General features: G+C 41.4%; 21 protein-coding genes. 3 read left to right on the top strand and 18 right to left on the bottom strand.

Going from position 1 to position 21305, the window contains the following annotated elements:
- Positions 1–168: 168 nt before the first annotated feature.
- The 4 genes from tkt to yneA form a co-directional block, all read right to left on the bottom strand.
- Positions 169–2172 carry a transketolase gene (tkt, locus tag MHB41_RS08720; protein ID WP_217008612.1) on the bottom strand — a complete coding sequence of 668 codons (2004 nt, stop codon included), beginning with the start codon at positions 2170–2172 and terminating at the stop codon, positions 169–171.
- Between the two features lie 187 nt (positions 2173–2359).
- Complete coding sequence (locus tag MHB41_RS08715) at positions 2360–2590, bottom strand: DUF896 domain-containing protein (protein WP_024425132.1); 231 nt, start codon at positions 2588–2590, stop codon at positions 2360–2362.
- Between the two features lie 69 nt (positions 2591–2659).
- The gene (locus tag MHB41_RS08710) at positions 2660–3307 is read right to left on the bottom strand and encodes a recombinase family protein (protein ID WP_034283427.1); all 648 of its coding nucleotides are present in this window, start codon (positions 3305–3307) and stop codon (positions 2660–2662) included.
- A gap of 17 nt (positions 3308–3324) precedes the next feature.
- The gene (gene yneA / locus MHB41_RS08705; protein ID WP_024425130.1) at positions 3325–3636 is read right to left on the bottom strand and encodes a cell division suppressor protein YneA; all 312 of its coding nucleotides are present in this window, start codon (positions 3634–3636) and stop codon (positions 3325–3327) included.
- Positions 3637–3794: 158 nt separating this feature from the next.
- Here yneA and lexA point away from each other — a divergent pair, with 158 nt between their 5' ends.
- Positions 3795–4415, top strand: coding sequence for a transcriptional repressor LexA (gene lexA / locus MHB41_RS08700; RefSeq protein ID WP_034283422.1), 621 nt, complete (start codon positions 3795–3797; stop codon positions 4413–4415).
- Between the two features lie 45 nt (positions 4416–4460).
- Here the strand turns inward: lexA and MHB41_RS08695 are convergent, their stop codons facing one another.
- Positions 4461–4910, bottom strand: a complete 450-nt coding sequence (locus MHB41_RS08695; protein WP_041109226.1) for a hypothetical protein — start codon at positions 4908–4910, stop codon at positions 4461–4463.
- 295 nt (positions 4911–5205) lie between these two features.
- Between MHB41_RS08695 and MHB41_RS08690 the strand changes: the two genes are divergently transcribed.
- Positions 5206–5748, top strand: a complete 543-nt coding sequence (locus MHB41_RS08690) for an IseA DL-endopeptidase inhibitor family protein (RefSeq protein ID WP_061109912.1) — start codon at positions 5206–5208, stop codon at positions 5746–5748.
- Between the two features lie 32 nt (positions 5749–5780).
- Here the strand turns inward: MHB41_RS08690 and MHB41_RS08685 are convergent, their stop codons facing one another.
- The 7 genes from MHB41_RS08685 to MHB41_RS08655 all read right to left on the bottom strand — a co-directional run bounded on the left by MHB41_RS08685 (position 5781) and on the right by MHB41_RS08655 (position 15480).
- The gene (locus tag MHB41_RS08685; RefSeq protein ID WP_061109911.1) at positions 5781–6629 is read right to left on the bottom strand and encodes an STAS domain-containing protein; all 849 of its coding nucleotides are present in this window, start codon (positions 6627–6629) and stop codon (positions 5781–5783) included.
- Positions 6630–6774: 145 nt separating this feature from the next.
- A complete protein-coding gene (locus tag MHB41_RS08680) occupies positions 6775–7203 on the bottom strand; it encodes a NucA/NucB deoxyribonuclease domain-containing protein (RefSeq protein ID WP_034283541.1) in 429 nt (142 codons plus the stop codon).
- 211 nt (positions 7204–7414) lie between these two features.
- Positions 7415–8323, bottom strand: coding sequence for a trypsin-like serine protease (locus MHB41_RS08675; RefSeq protein WP_024425124.1), 909 nt, complete (start codon positions 8321–8323; stop codon positions 7415–7417).
- 193 nt (positions 8324–8516) lie between these two features.
- Entirely contained in the window at positions 8517–11660 is a 3144-nt protein-coding gene (locus MHB41_RS08670; RefSeq protein WP_267542752.1) for a bifunctional cytochrome P450/NADPH--P450 reductase, read from the bottom strand.
- Between the two features lie 21 nt (positions 11661–11681).
- Complete coding sequence (locus tag MHB41_RS08665; RefSeq protein WP_034283407.1) at positions 11682–12260, bottom strand: TetR/AcrR family transcriptional regulator; 579 nt, start codon at positions 12258–12260, stop codon at positions 11682–11684.
- A gap of 228 nt (positions 12261–12488) precedes the next feature.
- Positions 12489–13199, bottom strand: a complete 711-nt coding sequence (locus tag MHB41_RS08660) for a DUF421 domain-containing protein (RefSeq protein WP_061109909.1) — start codon at positions 13197–13199, stop codon at positions 12489–12491.
- Between the two features lie 64 nt (positions 13200–13263).
- Positions 13264–15480, bottom strand: coding sequence for an RNA ligase (locus MHB41_RS08655; protein ID WP_061109908.1), 2217 nt, complete (start codon positions 15478–15480; stop codon positions 13264–13266).
- Between the two features lie 110 nt (positions 15481–15590).
- Between MHB41_RS08655 and MHB41_RS08650 the strand changes: the two genes are divergently transcribed.
- A complete protein-coding gene (locus MHB41_RS08650) occupies positions 15591–15782 on the top strand; it encodes a hypothetical protein (protein WP_034283400.1) in 192 nt (63 codons plus the stop codon).
- A 12-nt stretch (positions 15783–15794) separates the two neighbouring features.
- Here the strand turns inward: MHB41_RS08650 and MHB41_RS08645 are convergent, their stop codons facing one another.
- The 6 genes from MHB41_RS08645 to MHB41_RS08620 form a co-directional block, all read right to left on the bottom strand.
- Complete coding sequence (locus MHB41_RS08645; protein ID WP_034283398.1) at positions 15795–16703, bottom strand: DMT family transporter; 909 nt, start codon at positions 16701–16703, stop codon at positions 15795–15797.
- Between the two features lie 145 nt (positions 16704–16848).
- Positions 16849–17571, bottom strand: coding sequence for a lactate utilization protein C (locus MHB41_RS08640; RefSeq protein ID WP_061109907.1), 723 nt, complete (start codon positions 17569–17571; stop codon positions 16849–16851).
- Positions 17571–18992 (bottom strand): LutB/LldF family L-lactate oxidation iron-sulfur protein, encoded by a 1422-nt coding sequence (locus MHB41_RS08635; RefSeq protein ID WP_061109906.1) that lies wholly within the window; start codon positions 18990–18992, stop codon positions 17571–17573. The genes MHB41_RS08640 and MHB41_RS08635 overlap by 1 nt, the downstream gene beginning before the upstream one ends.
- Before the next feature lie 15 nt (positions 18993–19007).
- Entirely contained in the window at positions 19008–19730 is a 723-nt protein-coding gene (locus MHB41_RS08630; protein ID WP_061109905.1) for a (Fe-S)-binding protein, read from the bottom strand.
- A gap of 190 nt (positions 19731–19920) precedes the next feature.
- Complete coding sequence (locus MHB41_RS08625; RefSeq protein WP_061109904.1) at positions 19921–20772, bottom strand: SDR family oxidoreductase; 852 nt, start codon at positions 20770–20772, stop codon at positions 19921–19923.
- 99 nt (positions 20773–20871) lie between these two features.
- The gene (locus tag MHB41_RS08620; protein WP_034283385.1) at positions 20872–21285 is read right to left on the bottom strand and encodes an Rrf2 family transcriptional regulator; all 414 of its coding nucleotides are present in this window, start codon (positions 21283–21285) and stop codon (positions 20872–20874) included.
- Between the last annotated feature and the right edge of the window lie 20 nt (positions 21286–21305).

The raw sequence follows: 21305 nt of genomic DNA, 5'->3' as shown, positions 1-21305 counted from the left end.
CTCGTTTATTGCTTGTATTATACAAAAATGTGAAAGAAAGAATTGTCTATCTATGAAGCAAGAAGAAACTAGTTTTGTCAAAAAAACAAGAAAAAAGAAAAAAGTTTGCAGAGCGGATGAAAATGCTCTGCAAACAGATAGCAAAAAAGCATGATGCTTGGAGTTCGTTTATTTATTCAGCTTCGCTTTCACACGGCTGACTACATTGCTGATAGTAAAGCCGTATTTCTCGATAATGGTTTCTCCTGGTGCAGAAGCGCCAAATTTATCAATTGCAATCACGTCACCATCAAGACCAGTGTAACGCTCCCAGCCAAGTGAAGCACCCATTTCAATTGCAATACGTGCACGTACTGCTTTAGGAAGAACGGATTCTTTGTATTCGTCTGACTGCTGATCGAAGCGATCCCATGCAGGAAGGCTGACAACAGATGCTCGGATACCTTCTTTTTCAAGTGCCTTTTGTGCTTCAATGGCTAAACCAACCTCAGATCCTGAAGCGAGTAGAAGTGCTTCTGGCTGTGCATCAGCTGCTTCAACCACAACGTATCCACCTTTCTCTACTCCCTCATATGCCTTCTCTGGTGCCTGGTCAATCGTTGGAAGGTTTTGACGAGTAAGAACTAGTGCTGTCGGTTTATCAGTTGAAGATACAGCTAGTTTCCACGCTGCAGCTGTTTCATTTCCATCTGCTGGGCGGATAACTGAAAGGTTAGGCATCGCACGCAGTGAAGCAAGCTGTTCAACCGGTTCATGCGTCGGACCATCTTCACCAACAGCGATACTATCATGAGTAAAGACGTAAGTGACTGGAAGTCCCATTAAGGCAGCAAGACGAATTGCTGGTCTTAAGTAATCTGAGAAAACAAAGAACGTTCCGCCGAATACACGAAGACCGCCGTGAAGTGCCATACCATTGAGCGCTGCACCCATTGCAAATTCTCTGACACCGAACCAAATGTTTTTGCCGGCATAATTATTTTTCCCGAAATCATCTGTGTTTTTAATCGTTGTTTTATTTGATCCAGCAAGGTCAGCAGACCCGCCAATAAAGAAAGGTACTTGCTTTGCAATGCCATTTAACACTTCACCTGAAGATGCGCGGGAAGCAAGGCTTGAACCTGCTTCATAAACAGGAATTTCTTGATCCCAATTCTCAGGAAGCTTTCCTTCAATCGCAAGCTTCAGCTGTGCTGCCAGCTCTGGATATTCTTTTTCGTATTGCGCAAACAGCTCATTCCACGCTGCTTCTTTTTTCTGTCCAGCGTCTTTGACAGCTTCTTTGAAATGATCGTACACTTCAGAAGGTACATGGAAATCTTCTTCAAACGTCCAAGAGTAAGCTTCCTTCGTCAGCTTTGCTTCCTCACTGCCAAGCGGTGCACCATGCACACCAGACGTTCCCGCACGGTTTGGCGATCCGAAACCGATCGTTGTTTTCACTTCGATTAATGTAGGTCTGTCTGTGCTTTGCTTCGCCTTTTCAATAGCAGCTGTTACTTCTTCGATGTTGTTGCCGTCTTTCACGTAAAGAACTTCCCAGTTCATCGCTTCAAAACGATTCTTCACATTTTCAGAGAATGAACGATCTAAATCGCCATCTAAAGAAATGTCATTTGAATCGTAAAGAACGATTAAACGGCCTAAGCCTAAATGACCAGCAAGTGAAGCTGCTTCAGAGGAAATTCCCTCCATTAAGTCTCCATCTCCGCAAATGCTGTATGTATAGTGGTCTACAACATGAAAGTTGTCTTTGTTATACGTTTCCGCAAGATGTCTTTCTGCAAGTGCCATTCCTACTGCCATAGCAATTCCCTGGCCTAAAGGACCCGTTGTCGCGTCTACGCCTTCTGTGTGTCCAAATTCAGGATGTCCAGGTGTTTTGCTTCCCCATTGGCGGAATTGTTTTAAATCTTCAATGCTCAGATTGTATCCGCTTAAATGAAGCATGCTGTATAGAAGCATAGAACCATGGCCCGCAGATAAAACAAAGCGGTCTCTGTTAAACCAATTTGGATTTTGCGGACTTACGTTTAAGTGATTCGTCCATAAAGCGTATGCCATTGGTGCAGCACCCATCGGCATTCCTGGGTGACCGGAATTCGCTTTTTCAATTGCGTCTATGGAGAGAGTACGTATTGTTGCAATAGATTTCAATTCAATCGTTTCCATATAAATCCCCTTCCGTATCTTGTGTACACCATTATCATAAATCTACTGTCCTTTTTTCACAACTATTTCACGCTGAAAAAGAAGGATTTTGTCACATTTAGTTTATCGATCACCTAAAAAGTTATGCAAATATGAAAAAAGACGAGAATATTCTTCCCATCTTTTCAAAATTCAAGAAATCACAACCTTAATGAAGGTTCTGATCTTTTTCTCTTTTTAATTTTTCTGGTGTGACATCGTTTCCTTCAGGGTCAACGATTTTGACAGTTTTAAGTGTATTTTTCATAGAAGAACGAAAAGCTTTCAAATACTCTTCTCTCAACTGCTTTTGTTCTGTTTTTTCAGCGTCTGATAAACCGGTTTCTTTCGACTTTTTTGAAAGCTCATTTATTCTTGCAAGCTGTTCTTTAGAAATCATGACAAACTCCTTTAAAGCATTTTCTCTACATACTACTAAATATCAATCATTTTGACAACAAATCACGCTTTAGGTGGTAAGGCCTTTTTCATATTCTTGATACCTTCTATGCACTGTTGCTTTTGAAATGTCAAAACCTAATGCCTGAAGAGTTGCGGCAATTTCGGCGAACGTCATGTTATTTTTTCTTAATCGAACAATTTCTGAAATAGGCACTTCAATACGCTCACGGCCAGGTGCATGGTCCTGCTGCCTTAAATTTAGTTCAGGCTGATATCCGCGCTCAACAGCCCTTTTCATCCCCCGCTTGATTTTCAGGTTATGAATTTTCCGTTGGTACTCTTCGACGACTCCTACAATCTCGATGACCATTTCATCTGCTTCTGAAAGCTCAAGCTCTCCTCTATGAAACACGCTGTATACCTTTACGTTCTCTTTAAATAGACAATGAAGAAGCGCAATTTTAGCTTGTCCTCTTCCAAGACGTGTTTCATCTTGGATAAGAACGGCATCGATCGACTCTTCCTTCAGTGCAGCAAGCATTTCAAACACGCCATCACGATCTAGCTCATATCCACTTGCTTTTTCTTTGATGACTTTGACCACATTCATCTTGTGCATGGCAGCTAAAGCCAGCAGTTCTTCTTCTTGTCTTTTCAGCGAGGTTTCCTGCTCTTCTTTCACAGTGCTTACTCTCGCATAAATGATTGCGTTCATGTCTTCAATCGACCTTTCTATTGTACTGTTGCAAGCTGATATACGACTGGATGCTCTTTTTTCACGGGTATGACAAGAATGTCTCCAGGCTGGATTTCTGTTGAAGCAAGATCATTGTGTTCTGTTACCCAGTCAATAAATGCATTTTTGTCGATTGATTTGCTGTCATTTACTTGATCAGCTAATCCCCAAAGAGTATCTCCTGATTGAACCTCTATTTTAACATATTGATTTGAATCATTATGGCTTGTGACTGCAATAAGTGAGAGAAATATGCCAACGATGAATGAGAATACCCCAATAAAAATAATAGATTCTTTTAACCTCATAATGTCATCTCTCCTAATAGAATGTGTGTTCGCTCTTTCTGTCTCTCATTATAAATACGAACAAACGTTTCTGTCAAACGTTTTTTCGAACCTATGTTTGTACTGTTAGGAAAAACATGCTATAATTTCTTTAAAATTGACGTTTTGAGGTGCAAAAGATGACGAAGCTATCAAAAAGACAACTCGATATCCTGAAATTCATCAAAGATGAAGTAAAAAGCAAGGGTTATCCCCCATCCGTCCGTGAAATTGGAGAAGCTGTCGGTCTAGCATCCAGTTCAACGGTCCATGGACATTTAGCTAGACTGGAAACAAAGGGCTTAATAAGAAGAGACCCGACAAAACCTAGAGCGATCGAAGTACTAGATGAAGAGGAAATGAATATTCCAAAGAGTGCTGTAATGAACGTTCCAGTCATCGGAAAAGTAACCGCCGGCCTTCCTATCACAGCTGTTGAGAATGTAGAAGAATACTTCCCTCTTCCAGAGACTTTTGCAGCACCAGACGAACAAGTGTTTATGCTTGAAATTATGGGAGAAAGTATGATTGATGCAGGTATTTTGGACAAGGACTATGTCATTGTGCGTCAGCAAAGCACCGCTAACAATGGAGATATTGTGGTCGCCATGACAGAGGAAGATGAAGCGACAGTGAAACGTTTCTATAAAGAAAATACACACTTTAGATTACAGCCAGAGAATCCATCAATGGAACCGATTATTTTACAGAATGTGAGTATACTAGGTAAAGTGATTGGCGTATTTCGAAATATTCATTAAAAAAAGCCGGTATTTCATCAGCAGCTGATGAAAACCGGCTTTTTCTTATGCACAAGAATATGCAAGAATACTTGAGCTTGGGAAGGAACCAAATGTAAAGTTCGGCCATATAAAGCCAGTTGTTCGGCCAAAAGGCTGTGAGGAAAGAACGAACATTAAAAATACTTGACCGTTTCTCAAAAGCACAATCGTCCATCTTCTATTACATCCCGCTGCAAATTGTACAGTTTGATGGCCTCCGCCAACACCTTGCCCCGATATAAGCGACTGCATACTTTGTGGCTGAGAGAGTGCTTGCTGATACTGGGAAATGATATGCTGCGGCGGTGCCGGCGGTGCTGAGTGTCCGCCTGAACCTTGCCCTGGCCAAGTACCTCCTCCTCCGATCGGAAACCCAGGAAACCCTCCACCTTGAGGAATACCAACAGATGGAAATCCTTGCATCTGCCTATCATATGAGTACCCATTATACACACCTTCATACGGATGATACATATTAAACACCACTTTCTTTAGACATTCATCACGATAGTATATGTCTTAAATAAAAAAGAGTGTTAAACGTCTAAATAGAAATTTTTCCAAAAGACGTTTCGTTCTTCTTTAGAACGGTTAAATAATGATTAAGAAGAAAAATAAAAAAATGAAAACTTTTTGTCTCCCTCAAACGTTATATAATTAGAAACAAAAGAAATAAAAAAACATTTAGATTTAATACTTGTAATATTGCTGTAATTATTGTAACATTTGTAACATAAGAAGTTTTCATTGAGAAAAGGAGGCAATCGCCTTGAAAAAATTATTTGTTTTATTAACTGCTATTTTGCTTATGATCTCATTACAAACAACAACATTGGCCGCTTCCAAGAAATCAGCCGCTTTGACTAATAAAGAAGCGTTACATATTGCCCTTGATGCAAGAGAACATTTTTGGAGTGCAATGTCAGGCTACAAAATTAAAGACCATTCTAATGTCAAATTAAAATCATTTACCTATAAAGATATGACGTACAACTATCTTTCTAAAACATTTGATACAAAGAAAAAATTAAACAGCTACCTATCTCAAGTTTTCACTCAAGATGCCATCAAACATGGTTTAAAAGATTATCAGTTCATTGTTCATAAAGGCAAAATGGCTGTTCCAGTCGGTGATGGAGACAACATGCTCAATTGGGAAAAAGCCACACCTAAACTTGTTTCTAAAAAACAAACGGCCCGCACATATGAATTTACTGTCCCAACACTTGATGGACGCAAAGTAAAACGAACTGTTACGTACGAAAAAGTACAAAAAAATTGGAAAGTCACACAAATTGACGCTGTCATCTAAATTAAAAACCAGGCCATTCATCGGCCTGGTTTTTATATTGGAGAAAATTCAGTCATGCGGTCCAGCGCGTGAGCAAGTGATGATGCCGTGCGAAATTCATTAAAAGGAAGTCCGAGCTGCACTGCTGTTTGGGCAATTTCTGGTCTAATCCCTGAAATGGTCGTCTCTACTCCAATTAACCGAAGTGACGTGACAAGATCAAAGATTTGATGAGCCACCATTGTATCAATAATGACCACACCCGATAGATCAATACATAAATGCTGAACACCTTTTTGCGAGCACTGATTTAGCGTATTTTCTAAAATAATCTTTGCTCTCGCTGTGTCAATGTCACCTACTAAAGGCAATAACGCAATCTGGCTTTTTAAGACAATCACCGGTGAGCTCAATTCGTAAATCATATCTCTTTGAGCCACGAGTTTTTCGGTTGTATTTTTCACATATTGCTGGATAAACACATGGATTGAAATATTAAACGCTTCGGAAATTAAATCATACCAATAAAAGATGCGGTCAATATCAATTTCATCTTGACGCTGTTTGATAAATTCTTTTAAGTAATGCAGAACCACTCTTTGATTGGACATGTATTCTCTCACGACATAATCTAATGGTGTATTTAAATGCTTTGGGTCACTGGCTAATGCCTCAGACCATTTTTTAAATTCAGTATGTAAATACGTCTTATCTTCAATAATAGCTCGTATAAAATGCTGGTAATAATCTTGATTCTGCCGTTTTAGCTCTGATATGATGCTGGAATCTGTTGAACGATATATGGATTCTGGATCATCGTCCTCAATTGATTCATACCATGTTTCGGTCAGCTCCTCTGCATGCTGCATAAAAAAATCGTATAATGCACGGTTCTTATCCATAAGCAAATGTCCCTTCACATTTTCTTCTTGTCAGTCTTTGTACCTTATAGATTGATTGTACCACTGAATCTTTTGTCCCTGCTAGCTCGAATAGGCTCTGATGATAAACAAAAGAGCCCCCCACTCTAGGGAGACTCTTTCCGATTTATTTCACAATGAATAATATTCTTTTCCCATCAGGAAACCTGCTGATTTGGTGTCCGACCCATGAGCCTGCTCCCCTATTATCAGATGGACTGACATATTGAACGCTTGCGCCTTTTCCTCCCTCAAGACAAACCGCCATTGGCCATTCATCCCGGTCAAAGCCAGGTTTTGTCGGAATTCCTTTTAATGATTCTTGCCTGCGGGCATCTGCTCCATTTCGGTCAATGGTACACACATCTGAATGCCCTTTTCGAATGGCTTCTTGAATATGACTGCCTGTTTCAGGGTACCTTTCCTTTGGAAATTGAACGACATGATCATATCGATCAGCCCCTTTTGCTGCCTGCTTCTCTCCAAATCCACCTAACAACGTGCCCATCCATATCACAAAACATAAGGTGACAGCAGCGATCCAGCCTCTTTTCATCTTCAAAAGCGCGTGACCCTCCTCATCCATCTTAAGCATCATCTTGACTGAAAGGAAATGTGTCATTTTAATGTATGAGTGGTGCGCAGATGACATGAGAAAAAAATGATGAGGCTCTCAATCTCAAATCTCTCAGGTTAGAAATATGAATCCTATCAAATCGATTCATACAAAAAAGCTTGTCCCCTATGAAGGAAACAAGCTCTATTTTTTATTGCGCTTTCGCATAGTTTATAAACTCAACAAAAGCAGCTGTCGCTTTCGGACCGCCATTTATCGTTCCGTTTGAATACCCAGCGTTATGAACTCCAACGATTTGCTGGTTCTGATCCAGCATGGCAGAACCTGAATTTCCGCTGAATGTATCAATCGTGTAGTACGCTAGATTCGTATCTTCTCTCGTCACAGGACCTGACATCTCCCACTGTGACACCTTGCCAGTCGATCTCATTTTATCACCAGGATATCCTGAGATTTTAATGGTTGTCCCAGTCAAGTTTGTCACCTGGCGGATTGATCGGTAGCCGACCGTATTGCCAATGTTCGTATCGGTTTTGATCACGGCAAAGTCATATTGGCTTGCTCCAGTATTAATATATCCGCTTGGCACATAGAACTCAGTCATTTTTGCTGAACCATTCACCGCAGTACTATCATTCATACCAGGATATACAGTCCCTTTCTCACTATAGCTTCTCGATGCCGTATTATATACGCAGTGTCCGTTTGTCAAAATTTTGTTAGGAGCAATGAGTGTTCCCGTACAGCTTGAGCCGCCAAATGTAATATAAGCAATCGAATTGTATGGTGCCACTCTTGTATTTGCTACTTTGGTTCTACCATCGTCTCCAATGACGACTTTCGTTTGAAAATCTTTTAAATATTTTGATAGTGGTTTTACTTTTTCGCCAACAGTAGAAGAAAGATCATCCACTTTGTCAAAGGATGAGGGGGCTTTCGTATCATTGTGGAAATCACTTGAAGAAATCACTTTACCATCAGAAGTCACCATGTCATAATCAGACGTTAGTACTGAATCCGATGCGGCATGGGCAAAACTAGGCACACTTAAAGCACCAAAAACGAGAAGAGAAGGGAGTAACATTTTCACCTTTTTCATCATATTCCTCCTTTATGTCCTATATCAAAAATCATACGATTGTTTCATATTGGAGTAAATGAGAGAATATTCTTATTTTTTACAAAATATTTCATTTCCAAATTAGGTGTTTTGTATCTTCCCAATCTTCATTCTATCGATCTCTTTCTATGAGAACAAAAAAAACCGCCTAATAGGCGGTCTTTCCTCTTTGTCAGCTCCACACATCTTTTACATATCTATTGTCATTTGCGAGGGTTGTCAGCCAATTTTCAGCTGCTTCTCTCGAGCATTGTTTCTCGTTTTGATAAAGATCGATCAGTGTAGCCTCTACATCTGGGGCCATGACTTTTCCGTCTCCGCACACGTACAGATAAGCACCTTGATCAAGCAATTCAATCAGCATGCCGCCGTCTTCTTTCAACAAATGCTGGACATATACTTTTTGCTCATCGTAACGAGAATAAGCGCGATGGATATGGACAACTCCGTTTTGCGCTGCAAGCTGCATTTCATCATAATACAGATCATCTTCCTGAGGGTGACGGCAGCCAAAATATAGGTGGGCTTCGCCTAGCTGCTTCCCTTCCTTCTGCCACACTTCTCTTGCCTGAACAAATCCTCTAAATGGAGCGATTCCTGTACCTGGTCCAATCATAATCATCGGTATGTCTGATGAAGGGGGCAGCTGGAATCCGTCTTGCGCTTCATGCAGGAAGCAGGCTACTTCTTCCCCTTCTTTCAAACCACATAAATAGGTTGATGCGACTCCGGCATATTCTCCGCTTCCGCTCCATGCTTTACCTTTGACAACCGCCACTGTGATACTGACTTTTTCTTCATCTACCTTTGGCGAGCTAGAAATCGAGTAATAACGCGGCTTCAAACCTGGTAAAAGCGCCAAAAAGTGCACAAACGGCAGCTCACACGCTTCATATTGATCTAATAAATCCAGCATGGTTACTCGTTTCTTTAAGATGGCTTCTTGATATGCTTCACCAGCCATTTGTTCAAGCTCCACGCGGTGAGGCGGACATACAGTATGTGCTGCGAGCTCTCTTAACTGTGTACGTGTTGCAGGCTCTTGAAGCTCAACATGCGAGGCAAGTAATTCTTTGATTGGAATCGGCTGATCTAATGGTAAATGACTTGCCTCTTTCTCAGATGAAAGCTTAATGTGCTGCTCAGGATCTAGTTTAAAGCGGCGGGTCACACGCTGAACGAGTGCATCACTATTTTTCGGTACAATCCCAATATGATCCCCTTCTTTGTATGCTTTTCCAGCAGGTAATTTTAATTCAATATGTCTTGTCTGCCGTGTGCTTTTTTCTGATTGTAATTCTTCATTTTTCAATACAACAGCTGAAAAGGCATCATATATTTTAGCTACAGGACGTTCCACTAGCTCATTAGTATAAGCAAATGATAGGTTTGGTTTTTCCTTACCTTTTTCTTTGAAGGTGAGCTTAAATTCTTTTGCAAGCTGTTCGAAGACAGTTTTCTGGAAGATTTCTTTATCCTCATCCATATCACCGCCTGCATCGCCTTCACCTATATCCGTTACACGCTTCGCCCCTTTTCTTTCAAGTGCTTCATCAATCAGACGAGGAATACGCTGGTACGTACTCGCCCAATTTCGATCTCCGCATCCAAAGACCGCAAATATCACGTTTGATAAATCCTGCTCCTCATCCTGCGCCAGCCAATCCACAAATTGCTTCGCATTGTCAGGTGGATGTCCGTTGTATGAAGCGGTCACGATGAGGACAGCACCTGTATCTGGCAATTGGCGTGTAAAGTCATCAAGCGGTGCAGTGGTCACATCAAACCCTTTTGCTTTCCCGTCTTCAGCCAATTCGTTCGCTATTTGCTTTGCTGTGCCAAGATTTGATCCGTACAAAACTAGCAGCGGTGTACCGTGACTCGCCACTTTTGACTCACTAGAATTGGTGTTTTTCTTCGGTTCTTCCTTCGGTGGTGCCATAAAGAATTGCTGCTTCCTTGGCCGCACTTTGATTTTAAAATCGTTAGGTTTAATTGTGAGAGATTCTTTTAAATCTAGCTCATAAGATGTGTGATCAATTAACTCTAAATTGTGCAGAACCATCGCGAGAACCATCGTAGCTTCATGCAGGGCGAACTGCATACCGATACATGCACGCTGGCCATTTCCGAACGGTTTATAGGCATGCTGCGGAATTTTCTCAGGGTGCATAAACCGCTCTGGTTTAAAGTCTTCTGCATCCTCTCCCCATACCGCTTGATCACGGTGTAGTTTAGGGAGCAGAACAGAGACACTTTGATTCTTTTGAATCGGATATTTCCCCCCGATTACTGTGTCCTCTTTCGCATAAAGAGAGAACGTAGGCGCTGTTGGCCAGAGGCGGAGAGCTTCATTTAACACCATACGAGTGTAGCTTAGCTTTTGCACCTGTTTAAATGCCGGAAGCCCGCCCTGCAGCACCTCATCTGCTTCCTGGACGGCTTTCTTTAATTTCTCTGGATTCTTCAGTAAGAAATAAATCGCAAATGATAGCAGCCCGCTTGTTGTTTCATGTCCTGCAATTAAGAAGGTGATGATTTGATAACGGATATTTTCATCGGATAAACGTTCACCTGTTTCAGGGTCCTCTGCATGCAGCATAAGAGACAGTAAATCATCGCCCGTTTTATCTTGTTTTCTTCGTTCCTGAATAATGTCATCTACTAATTTCTTCATAAAATCGACATGCTGGTCAAATTCTTTTCTTCTTTTGATCATCAGTTTATCTGCAATTGGCAATCGGCTCGACTGCTCCATTGCTTCATTTAAACCTTTCAGCATGCTGTCGATGAACGGATGCTGATTTTCTTTATAAAAGCTGTTAAAGCGAAAATCAAAACCGCAAAGGCCGATTGTATCTAAAGTCAGCTTTGTCATATCCTCAGCTACTTCAATTTCTTCATCGCGGCCTGTTCTTTGCCATTTTTGCACAAGCTGTGTGGCAATATCGAGCATCATTTCATGATAGCCCTTCATGGCCTGCTGGCTGAATGCAGGCATCAAAATTTGATGAGCCTTTCTCCAGTTCGGTTCTTCTGTCCAGCTTGTAAATAGTCCATCCCCTGAAAATGCTCTAACTTTACTCAGACTAGTCCCAATATATTTATCAAAACGGCTCTCGTCACATACTTCTTTGACAAGTTCATGGCTGGAAACAAAAATACTTGTTGCATTTGAAAATTCAAACTGAAAGATCGGTCCTAATTCATCTGCCAGCCGCCAAAAGGTTTGAGAAAGCTCTCCTTTTTTTATATGGGGAATATTTTTAAAAGGTCCGTATGTTTTTGGTTTTGGAATGATTGATGGTTGCTTCATATGCCCACTCCCTTTATCTCTTTAAGATGCAACGCTGATGGCGCGCCATAAACATTGCTCAATATCCTCTAAAAAATCAATCGTTGGCTCTATTTCTTCTGCAAGAATTTGTTTATGCAGCTGCACGAAGGCACCAAATACAATAGATAAAATGGTTCTGCCTGAGAGATTTGGATGAATTCCATCCTTTTTCCCTTCTTCAAAGATAAGGAAAAGCTCATGTAACAAATGCTGCATTTTCTCTTTGCTCGTCTCGTCTAAGTAATGAGACCGTTTATCAATCTCTAAGAAATACAGCCCGCTTGGATTCTCCTTTGTAAATAAAACCAAGCAATAAAATACATGCTTAAAGTACGCCCGGATACTTAACTTTGGATCTGGACTGTTTGTGTTCATTTTTTCGATAAATGCTGAGAGACTGCGCTGGTACAAAATATTGACGAGCGCCTCCTTGCTGTCGAAATAACGGTAAATGGTGCCCGCTCCGACGTTTGCTCTTTTTGAAATCATCGGCATTGTGGTGCCGTCAAAGCCTCGTTCAATAAATAGTTCCAGCGAAGCCTTCATGATCTGTTCTTGTTTATCAGTCACTGCTGGCATTTCATCCCCTCCTTATAAAAATATAGGAATGAACGTTCATTCCGCTTTCGGTATATTATATTAATATTTTAATTCCATCTATTTATACTTAAACATACTTATTTTAATCCGTCATCACATTTTCTGAAAATAATAATAATTGAGAAATGCTACCTAGTCGTATGACACCCAAAGGACTTATAAAGATTGTCAAATGTGTGTCACACAGGTGTCATCAGCACTACACATTCATTCCTGATCGATTGGAGAATGAATATGGTCGTCATATGTATCAATATATAAGTTTCCATTACTTGAACGAACAGCATAAACAATGTCCTTTAAGGACAGCTGCCTTTTTTTAAGCTCTTCTTCTATCCATTGCTCTGTTAATTGATTTTCTTGTATGTTCTTTTGGATGAGTTTCCCGTCCATGATGACTTCAATCGGCATGTAACGCTCTGCCTCCATGAATAAATGTAGGTCTTTCCGCGTGACTTTTTCAAACGAAGGGTATTTTTTCACTGACATATGCCCATCTGTTTCAATCATCGCAAATTCAACTTCGCTAATATCAAAGATGTCTTTTTCTCTCAGCTGTTGATTTAAATAATCAAGGGTATATCTCATCCCTTTCATATTTCCTTCAAGAATTTTTCCATTTTGTATGACAAGGGTTGGTTTACCAGCCATAAACCCTCTCATCTTCCGGCTTCTTAATGCAAGCAGGGAAATCACATAAATAATCATGACAAGTGACACAAAGGAAATCGTTGTGTGCTGAAGCGGGAGCGTTGTATTAAACGCCAGGTTCGCTGCAATTGAACCTAAGCTGATGGCTGCTATAAAATCAAAAATATTCATTTGCGCAATGGTTTGTTTTCCTAAAAGACGTGCTCCTCCAAATAAAATTGCAAAAGCAAACATCGTCCGAAGAATGACTTCAATATGGTCAGGCATGCAAGTGTCCACCTTTCAATTGCATCAAAAAAAGCCTTTTCCTTAGAAAAGACTCTTTGTTAGACTATGCATTTATCCCACCATTATTCAATTGGGCAGTACCGCTTTGTTCAAATTGTGACCGCAGTTCAATAATTGTGCTATTCCTCACATGATCTGCTTCTTGCTCAAGAAGCCACGTATAGAACCTAGCTTGCTCCGCTGTCTGCAACGCCTGCATAAATTTTTGCGAGGAACGCTTCTCTGCAACGCGCTGCTTCATCCCGCGCATCTGCTTCCAGAATTGATAATAAGGAAGCTTGAGTTTGGTCATAAAGCCGCGAGCATCCTCAATGACATATCCCTCTTCTTTTATTGTGTCATCATGAGAGACCGCCTGATACCATTTATAAAAAGACGTCCAATCATGGAAAACAGCCACTTCCTGCTTACAGGATATTCCCAGCTGTTCACTTAATCTTTTCACTTCAGCGAATGGTGCTTTTTCATAGCTTAACTGCCGCTTCACTATATCGAGTAAAATGAGTTGATCTTGTTCATATGTGATAATATGCGGATCTTTTTCTGGCAAAATGACTTCAAACACAAGAGATACATGGTGGTCACGGACGTATGATTTGATGTAGTCAGCCTGGACATCACTGAAGGTTTTATAAAATAGCTCTTCGACCCAGGAAGCATGCTGATTTTGTTTCACATGTGATGTATACGATTTGGACGTAAACACCAATTCATCTTCCATTTCGTTATACCCAACAGTTCCTAAGTATCCATTTGCTTTATCATATACGGCGACAGGGAATTGAAGATGGTTCACTAAATGCTGCATTCTTGTCTCCGGACGCTCATCAATGTTAAAAAATTTATTATAGCTTCTAGACACAATCTGCTTTGAAACCATATTGACAAACAAACCTCTTGCCTTCACATTCACATCATCCCACTGACGTTCACTAAAAGCCTTTTTCGTAAAATTAAAAGATGAAATATGGTGTGGAAGCTTTAATTCCTGAACGTATTCATGCTGATCTAAATGAGCTAAAAAATCATCCAGTGAAATATCTGATTGAACAGCAGCCAATTGTTTTTTCTCAGAGGCTCTGTAGACTGGATTGTCAATTTCATGAGTCTCAATCCCCTCAGCTGTGATTTTTAACACCCGCAGCTGCCCCCCAAATTCAACCTGGCCTTCTAGGTTATAAGATCTTTCCGCTGCGTGAATAGGCAGTCTGTATAAATTGCGATGCCCGTGAATTTGGATGATATCCAGCCCAGCTGTGTTTTGAACAAATAAGTGATCAATGTCATCTGAATATTCTCCTACGCCGTGAATGAGCTGCTGTGTTGAGACATGAAGAAGCTCTTCCGGCAAATGAGCAAGTCCGCCATGGGTAACAAGAAATGTCTGATCATGGTACGTAAAATAAGTCAGCTGATGAAAGGTTCTGACAAACTTTCGTACTTCCTTCAAATCAAAGTCTGCTGCTTCGATTTCAGGCGCAGTATGCCGGTTAAACATATTGCTTCTGACTTTTTCACCATGTGCAAACCGGTATAAATGCTGATCATGATTGCCTTCAATGACGATGACATTCCGGCATTCTCTATGGGCGAGCATCCAATCTAATACTTCTTTGTTTTCTATTCCCCTATCAAGCAAATCCCCTGTAAAGATATAAAGTTCGTTTTCTTTGATGTCTCCTTGCAAATAGGTGGTAAGTGCGGTGTAACAACCGTGAATATCTCCGAAAACATGAATGGCCTCATATTGATCAAAGGATCGAGGCTGATAGGTCATCACTTGCGGATATTCCTCCGGCTGCAAAACAGTCACCCATGACGGGACCTTTTCTGTTTTTAACCGCTCGTTCATTTGATACAAAACAGATTCCCGCACCACTTTGTGAGATTCACGTGAGCGATTTTGCAAAAGAGCTGTTTCAAGGGGCACCTGCGTGAAATCGACGACATATACCCTGTAACGATACGAAGTCGCTAAAGACTTATATTGAGAAATCGATTTACTTGAAATATGTGTCGCATCAATCACAGTAAAGTCTCCGCGTTCCATACGGGCCGTGAGTAGATCGAATAATAAAGACCAAACTTTGTGGTCATGCTTGCTTGAAATTTCTAGTTTCCCATTGACTGATAGCTGCGGCGGCTGCGTTAACAGCCGGATTTGATCCGCTGATAAAGTGTAAGGCTCTAAGCCTTGTTCTTTGATCCATGTTGATTTACCTACGCCTGGGAGACCTCGTAAAAGGACTAAAGTTCTCATATTGGTTCTCCTTTAATGAGTGATATTTTACCTATTATAGATAAATTATGGATAAATCTCAATCTTTTAATGATTATGGTAATATATAGATAGAAAAGGAGGTTTTACGTATGTCTAATAGAGAGGATATGGCATTCAACATGGGAGATCTTCTATTTCAAATGTTCTCTCTTCTATTCATTGCCTTTATTGTGACAATCATTGTCATCGCGTTTCGCATGATCAGAAGAAAACGAATGGAATTGAAAAAAATCGAGGCAAGATTAAACAAAGTGATTGAAAAAAACGATTTAAAAGAGTAAAAAATCCGGAAGTTAACCGGATTTTTTTGTTTTCATCACGATTCCTTGACGCTGCTGCATCAAAAAGAAAAAGACGCCTAAAAGAACAAGCAGGCCGCCAAGCATTTGAAGCAGAGTGACTTTCTCTCCAAGCAGCCATACAGCAAGGATCGTTGCCCCAACAGGTTCACCAAGAATACTCATTGAAATGGTTGTCGCATTCACATAGGTTAAAAGCCAATTATTAATGACATGAGACATGGTGGGAATGATGGCGAGCAATAAAAAGATTCCCCACTCTTTACCCGGATAGCCTGTGAAAGGGGTTTGCTGAAGCAGGTTGAATAAAATTAAAAAAAGACCGGCAAAACCAAATACACAAAAACTATAAATCCAATGAGATATTTTTCTTACAGCCTGTTGGCCTATTAACAAATAACAAACAACAGCAATCACACTCAAAAAGGATAAAATATCTCCTAAGATGGCTTCCTTGCTATGACCAATATCTCCCCAGCCTATCATGAGGGCACCAACAATCGCTGCACACATCGTCAATAGAGCAGACATTGTTGTTCGTTCACGGAAAATGAGGAATCCGCCTAATAAGGAGACCATCGGCTGAAGGGCGATAATAATGGTAGAGCTTGCCACTGTCGTCAGTTTCAGTGAGCCAAACCACAACACAAAATGGAGCCCTAAAAAGAAGCCTGACATACATAAGAAAAACCAGTCTCTTCGCTTTATCGAGAGAAATTCTTTTTTTCTAGGTAGGATAAACGGCAGCATGAGAGCCGCCGCAAAGATCATTCGATACATACTTAAAATAGCAGCAGGTGCATTTGACCATTTCACAATAATTGCAGAAAACGAAATGGCAATAATTGAAATCACAAGCGGTAGTGCAATTGATTTCGTTTGAGCAGTTGTCTTCATTTCCATTAGCAGCTTCCTTTACATCAGCAGTAGATGAGCAGTTCATCTTGTATGTCGTCATCTTACTATGTCCATTCACCTAGTGGCAAGATGATTTTTTAAAACTGGCGCGAGCTTTCTGGATGAAAAAAAGCTTTCATGACGAAAGCCTTCATTCATCATCTATTAACAGATAAACGGCCTGAACTGGGCCATGAACCCCCACCACTAAATTCATTTCAATATCGGCAGAATTACTTGGACCTGATATAAAATGGATGGCGCCTTTCGCCTGCTCCCCCTCTTCTACTGAGCGATTGAGAGCCGAAACAGCCTGAATCATCCGCGGAACAATTGAGCTTTTCTCTATACACACGATATACATCATCGGTAAAAAATGCAGCGCTCTTCCTTGACCTTGGTGGGATGAAAGGACAACTGTACCTGATTCTGCAAGGGTATAATCACTGAACACAACTGCATATTTCGCTTGTTCTGCCTGCCTTAATTTTTCTTCTCTTGATGCATCTGTATTCCAGCTGGTGATGGAGATTCCTTCCTGTTGCAAGCTGTCAAACATAGGGAGGAAACCATATTGTTCAAAACGCCGATCACGCGATGTCATCACAGCACCCTCACCATATTCTGTTATCAATAATCGTAATACAGAGGGCGCTTCCTCCGGTGTTGTTTCGACCACTCTTGTGTGAATTTGCTGACATTGCTTTTTCAATTGCTCGACTAGCTCTTCTTTAGACAAACTTCCGTTTGTTTCCCACTGGACTTGATGCCTCCATTCCGGACGCTGAATTGCTGCAGTTGGGGAGGAGTTTTTGCCTAATTGCTGCTGGATATGAGATAGAAACGACTCTCGGTGAGATATGGTCCCCTTCATCACTTCTCCTCCCTTTGTCTCTTTTTAAACCAATCCCTGAATCTTTCTTTACTTGGAACTGGCAGGTCACGAATATCTGTCCAATTCTTTAAAGGGCCTATCCCTTTTGAAATTTGTCCGTTTGAAGCCATACGATTCAAGAGCGCAGGGGCTGCTTTTGTTCCAAATTGATACATTCCGGGAGACGATGCCCCCATACCAAACATTTTCATCGCCATCATTTCAGCTTTAGGCGCTCTGCCCTCTTTTTCTACGATCACCTGTCTATGTTTAATCAATAACTCGTGAAGCGGAATCTTCACTGGACAAGCATCCGTGCAGGCTGCGCACAGACTTGATGCAAAGGGGAGCTCTTTATAGTCATCATAGCCGCCAAGAAGCGGCGAAAGAACAGCTCCGATTGGCCCCGGATAAATCGAACCGTACGAATGTCCGCCAACATGCCGGTAAACCGGGCATACATTGATGCAGGCTGCGCACCGGATACATTGGAGAACAGGCTGAAAGGCCGTTCCTAATATATTTGACCGCCCATTGTCCACAATGACCAAGTGAAATTCTTCTGGTCCATCTAGTTCTCCTTCTCCTTTTGGTCCCACGACAGAAATATAACTAGTTAATTTTTGACCGACTGCGCTCCTGCACAAAAGACCCACAAGGACATCCAGTTCCTCCATTGTTGGAACAAGCCGCTCCATTCCCATAACGGCAATATGCGTCTTCGGTATAGCCGTGACAAGATCCGCATTCCCTTCATTTGTCACAAGGCAGATGGACCCTGTGTTGGCCACTGCAAAATTACAGCCGGTCACACCAATATCAGCTTCGAGGAATTTTTCACGCAAGAGGGCTCTCACAAAACTCGTCATTTCTTCAGGTGTGTCTGACATCTCATACCCAAGCCTTTCATGAAATACTTCCCGTATTTGTTCTTTCGTCATATGAAGGGCGGGTGCCACAATATGTGAAGGCGGTTCATGGTCATCCACTTGCAGAATATATTCGCCAAGATCGCTTTCGACCACCTCACAGCCGATCTCTTCAAGCGCTTGATTCATCTCGATTTCTTCTGTGACCATTGATTTTGATTTGACGACCTTTTTGCCTGCTTTCTTCTGTGCCACGTTTTGAATATATGCTGATGCCTCTTCCTTTGTTTTCGCAAAAAAGACATGACCTCCGCGTGCACTTACACTTTCACTTAATTGATATAAGTAATCATCAAGATGCGTCAGCGTATGCTGCCTGATTTCCTCGCCAAGCTCACGCCACTTTTCCCAATTGCCAAGCTCCTCGCTTGCAGTCAGCCTTCTTTTATACAGGCGTTCCTGTGCTGAGGAGACAGCACCTCTCATGACAGCGTCTTCTAAGCCATCCCCGATCCGTTCTTTAAAGGCCTTTTCTCCAATTTTCATACTCATGTGCCGTTCCTCCTCTTAAAGTCCGCGGCTGTTTAATACTTCTGCGATGTGCATGACCTGAATGGGTTTATCAAGACGGTTCAGCCTCCCGCCAATGTTCAGCAGACACCCGCAGTCAGCACCAATGATATATTCGGCGCCTGTCTCCTCTATGCTTTGTACTTTTTCATCAACCATCTGCTCAGAAATAGGGGTCATTTTCACTGAAAAGGTTCCTCCAAATCCGCAGCAATTTTCTGCGCGGGGCAATGGTTTCATCGTCAAATCTTTGACATTTGACAATAGGGTAAAAGGTGCCTCCTTAATGCGCAGCAGTCTCGTCATATGACAAGAGGTGTGATAGGTTGCGTTTCCTTTCAGGCTCGCGCCTACATCTGTCATGTGTAATATATCAACAATAAACTCTGTTAATTCATATGTTTTTGCGGCAAGTGCCTCAGCCTTGGCCGACCACACTCGGTCTTCTCTTAAAAGATGAGGGTATTCTAAAAACATCGCCTTGCACGAACCTGATGGTGTCACAACATATTCAGCTGATTCAAAGGCTTTGATCATGTTTTTCGCTGCTTTGATTGCCTCTTTTGTATAGCCGCTGTTAAAGGCTGGCTGCCCGCAGCACACTTGTGTTTCTGGAAATTCCACTTCAACACCGAGTCTTTCCAATACTTCCACTGTCGCCTTTCCTACATTTGGCTGCATCGTGTCAATTAAACAAGTAACGAATAAATGGACTTTCATCGGCGAACTTCCCTTCTATTGCTGCATTTTGATTCATCATTCTGGTCATCTGATGACTAAATAACTGGCCTTAATTTCATTTTAATCCCAAATTTCTGAAATTTCAACGAAGTGATTTGTCTAAAATTTGACCTTATGGTTCGTGTGACTAAATGAAAAAAACGCCCTTTTCATAGGGCGTTTTTGATGTTTATTTTGAAATCAATTCTCGAATTCTTTCTTCAATAGGTGTTAACGGACGGCCTAGTAATGTTTCGAAATCTTGGCTTTCAACAGCTAAAGCACCATCGCGAATGCCGCTTTGAATGGCTTTGACAAATGGCACTGCTTCTTTTGGTACACCATTTGAAGCTAAAAATTCTCCAAATGTGTCTACATCTATTTTTTCTACTTTGATTTCTTTTCCACTTACCTTACTAACAATTTGTGCAAGTTCACTATGCGTCCGAAGCGGTCCTGACAGTTCATATATCTCCTGATCATGTACGGCAAGTGTTAACGCATTTGCTGCCGCTTCTGCGTAGTCATTTCTTGTTGCCCAGCCAACCTTTCCTTCGCCAATAGGGCTTAAAAATGGTGCGCCGCTGACTGACGCCAGAATCGTATCTTTTTCGTTTTCAACATACCAGTTGTTTCTTAAAAATACATGAGGAATGCCAGAGGCCAAAATGGCTTCTTCTGTTTTAGCATGGTCATTTGCAAGGATAAGCTGACTCTCTCTTGCATTGACAACACTTGTATAAGCAATAAACCTCACATTTGCTGCTTTCGCCGCTTCAATTGCTACTTTATGCTGCTCGACGCGGTCTCCATCAGCTGTTGAAATGATCAACAGACGGTCAATGCCCTCAAATGCTGATGCCAGGGTGTCTGGCTGAGTAAAGTCTCCTTGGCGTACATCCACTCCAGCCTCTTTCAAATGTGCGGCTTTTTGCGGATTTCGAACACTGACTGCAATTTGTTCAGCCGGTACTTTTGTGAGCAAATGCTTGATGACGAGCGATCCGAGTTGTCCTGTTGCGCCTGTTACTAATAACTTCATTTGTTTGACCTCCTCATTTTTCGTTCAACGGTGATGGCATTCGTTATAATCAAAATGGTTACAACAAAGGTATAAAAAAGCTCTGATGTACGAGCTTTTTTATTCCGCCTCTGTTAATAATTGCTGAATTGTCACTTGCTTTAGGTGATTCTCAAGTGCAGCTTGTGCTTCTTTTAGTTCATGCCGCAGTCTCGTATCCATCGCTTGACCAATCGGGCATGCGATGACGGGCTGATGAAAGTTAAATAATTCTTCATCCTCGCTTACATCCACAGCACGGTACACATCTAAGAGTGTGATGTCCTCAGCCGGTCTTTTTAAATAAGCACCGCCTACTCCGCGGCGAATTTCAATGAGACCCGCCCGTTTGAGCATTGCCATCATTTTTCGAACAATGGCAGGATTTGAATTCACGCTCTCTGCAATAAAATCACCTGTACACTCTTTTGGAACACCTGCAATAAATGACACAATATGAACAGCAATCGGATACCTGCTGCTAATTTGTTTCACAATCTTTCACCACCGTTGTA

This window comes from Bacillus sp. FSL H7-0578, assembly GCF_038630855.1.
GTDB classification, from domain to species: Bacteria; Bacillota; Bacilli; order Bacillales; family Bacillaceae; genus Bacillus; species Bacillus safensis.
Note: the sequence above shows the minus strand (reverse complement) of the source record. Positions and strands in the feature narration are given on the sequence as shown.

What these genes read in the sequence shown, in the direction of transcription:
- tkt (WP_217008612.1), bottom strand. Translation starts at nt 2,172, where the DNA reads ATGGAAACGATTGAATTGAAATCTATTGCAACAATACGTACTCTCTCC.
- MHB41_RS08715 (WP_024425132.1), bottom strand. Translation starts at nt 2,590, where the DNA reads ATGATTTCTAAAGAACAGCTTGCAAGAATAAATGAGCTTTCAAAAAAG.
- MHB41_RS08710 (WP_034283427.1), bottom strand. Translation starts at nt 3,307, where the DNA reads ATGAACGCAATCATTTATGCGAGAGTAAGCACTGTGAAAGAAGAGCAG.
- yneA (WP_024425130.1), bottom strand. Translation starts at nt 3,636, where the DNA reads ATGAGGTTAAAAGAATCTATTATTTTTATTGGGGTATTCTCATTCATC.
- lexA (WP_034283422.1), top strand. Translation starts at nt 3,795, where the DNA reads ATGACGAAGCTATCAAAAAGACAACTCGATATCCTGAAATTCATCAAA.
- MHB41_RS08695 (WP_041109226.1), bottom strand. Translation starts at nt 4,910, where the DNA reads ATGTATCATCCGTATGAAGGTGTGTATAATGGGTACTCATATGATAGG.
- MHB41_RS08685 (WP_061109911.1), bottom strand. Translation starts at nt 6,629, where the DNA reads ATGGATAAGAACCGTGCATTATACGATTTTTTTATGCAGCATGCAGAG.
- MHB41_RS08680 (WP_034283541.1), bottom strand. Translation starts at nt 7,203, where the DNA reads ATGAAAAGAGGCTGGATCGCTGCTGTCACCTTATGTTTTGTGATATGG.
- MHB41_RS08675 (WP_024425124.1), bottom strand. Translation starts at nt 8,323, where the DNA reads ATGAAAAAGGTGAAAATGTTACTCCCTTCTCTTCTCGTTTTTGGTGCT.
- MHB41_RS08670 (WP_267542752.1), bottom strand. Translation starts at nt 11,660, where the DNA reads ATGAAGCAACCATCAATCATTCCAAAACCAAAAACATACGGACCTTTT.
- MHB41_RS08665 (WP_034283407.1), bottom strand. Translation starts at nt 12,260, where the DNA reads ATGCCAGCAGTGACTGATAAACAAGAACAGATCATGAAGGCTTCGCTG.
- MHB41_RS08660 (WP_061109909.1), bottom strand. Translation starts at nt 13,199, where the DNA reads ATGCCTGACCATATTGAAGTCATTCTTCGGACGATGTTTGCTTTTGCA.
- MHB41_RS08655 (WP_061109908.1), bottom strand. Translation starts at nt 15,480, where the DNA reads ATGAGAACTTTAGTCCTTTTACGAGGTCTCCCAGGCGTAGGTAAATCA.
- MHB41_RS08650 (WP_034283400.1), top strand. Translation starts at nt 15,591, where the DNA reads ATGTCTAATAGAGAGGATATGGCATTCAACATGGGAGATCTTCTATTT.
- MHB41_RS08645 (WP_034283398.1), bottom strand. Translation starts at nt 16,703, where the DNA reads ATGGAAATGAAGACAACTGCTCAAACGAAATCAATTGCACTACCGCTT.
- MHB41_RS08640 (WP_061109907.1), bottom strand. Translation starts at nt 17,571, where the DNA reads ATGAAGGGGACCATATCTCACCGAGAGTCGTTTCTATCTCATATCCAG.
- MHB41_RS08635 (WP_061109906.1), bottom strand. Translation starts at nt 18,992, where the DNA reads ATGAGTATGAAAATTGGAGAAAAGGCCTTTAAAGAACGGATCGGGGAT.
- MHB41_RS08630 (WP_061109905.1), bottom strand. Translation starts at nt 19,730, where the DNA reads ATGAAAGTCCATTTATTCGTTACTTGTTTAATTGACACGATGCAGCCA.
- MHB41_RS08625 (WP_061109904.1), bottom strand. Translation starts at nt 20,772, where the DNA reads ATGAAGTTATTAGTAACAGGCGCAACAGGACAACTCGGATCGCTCGTC.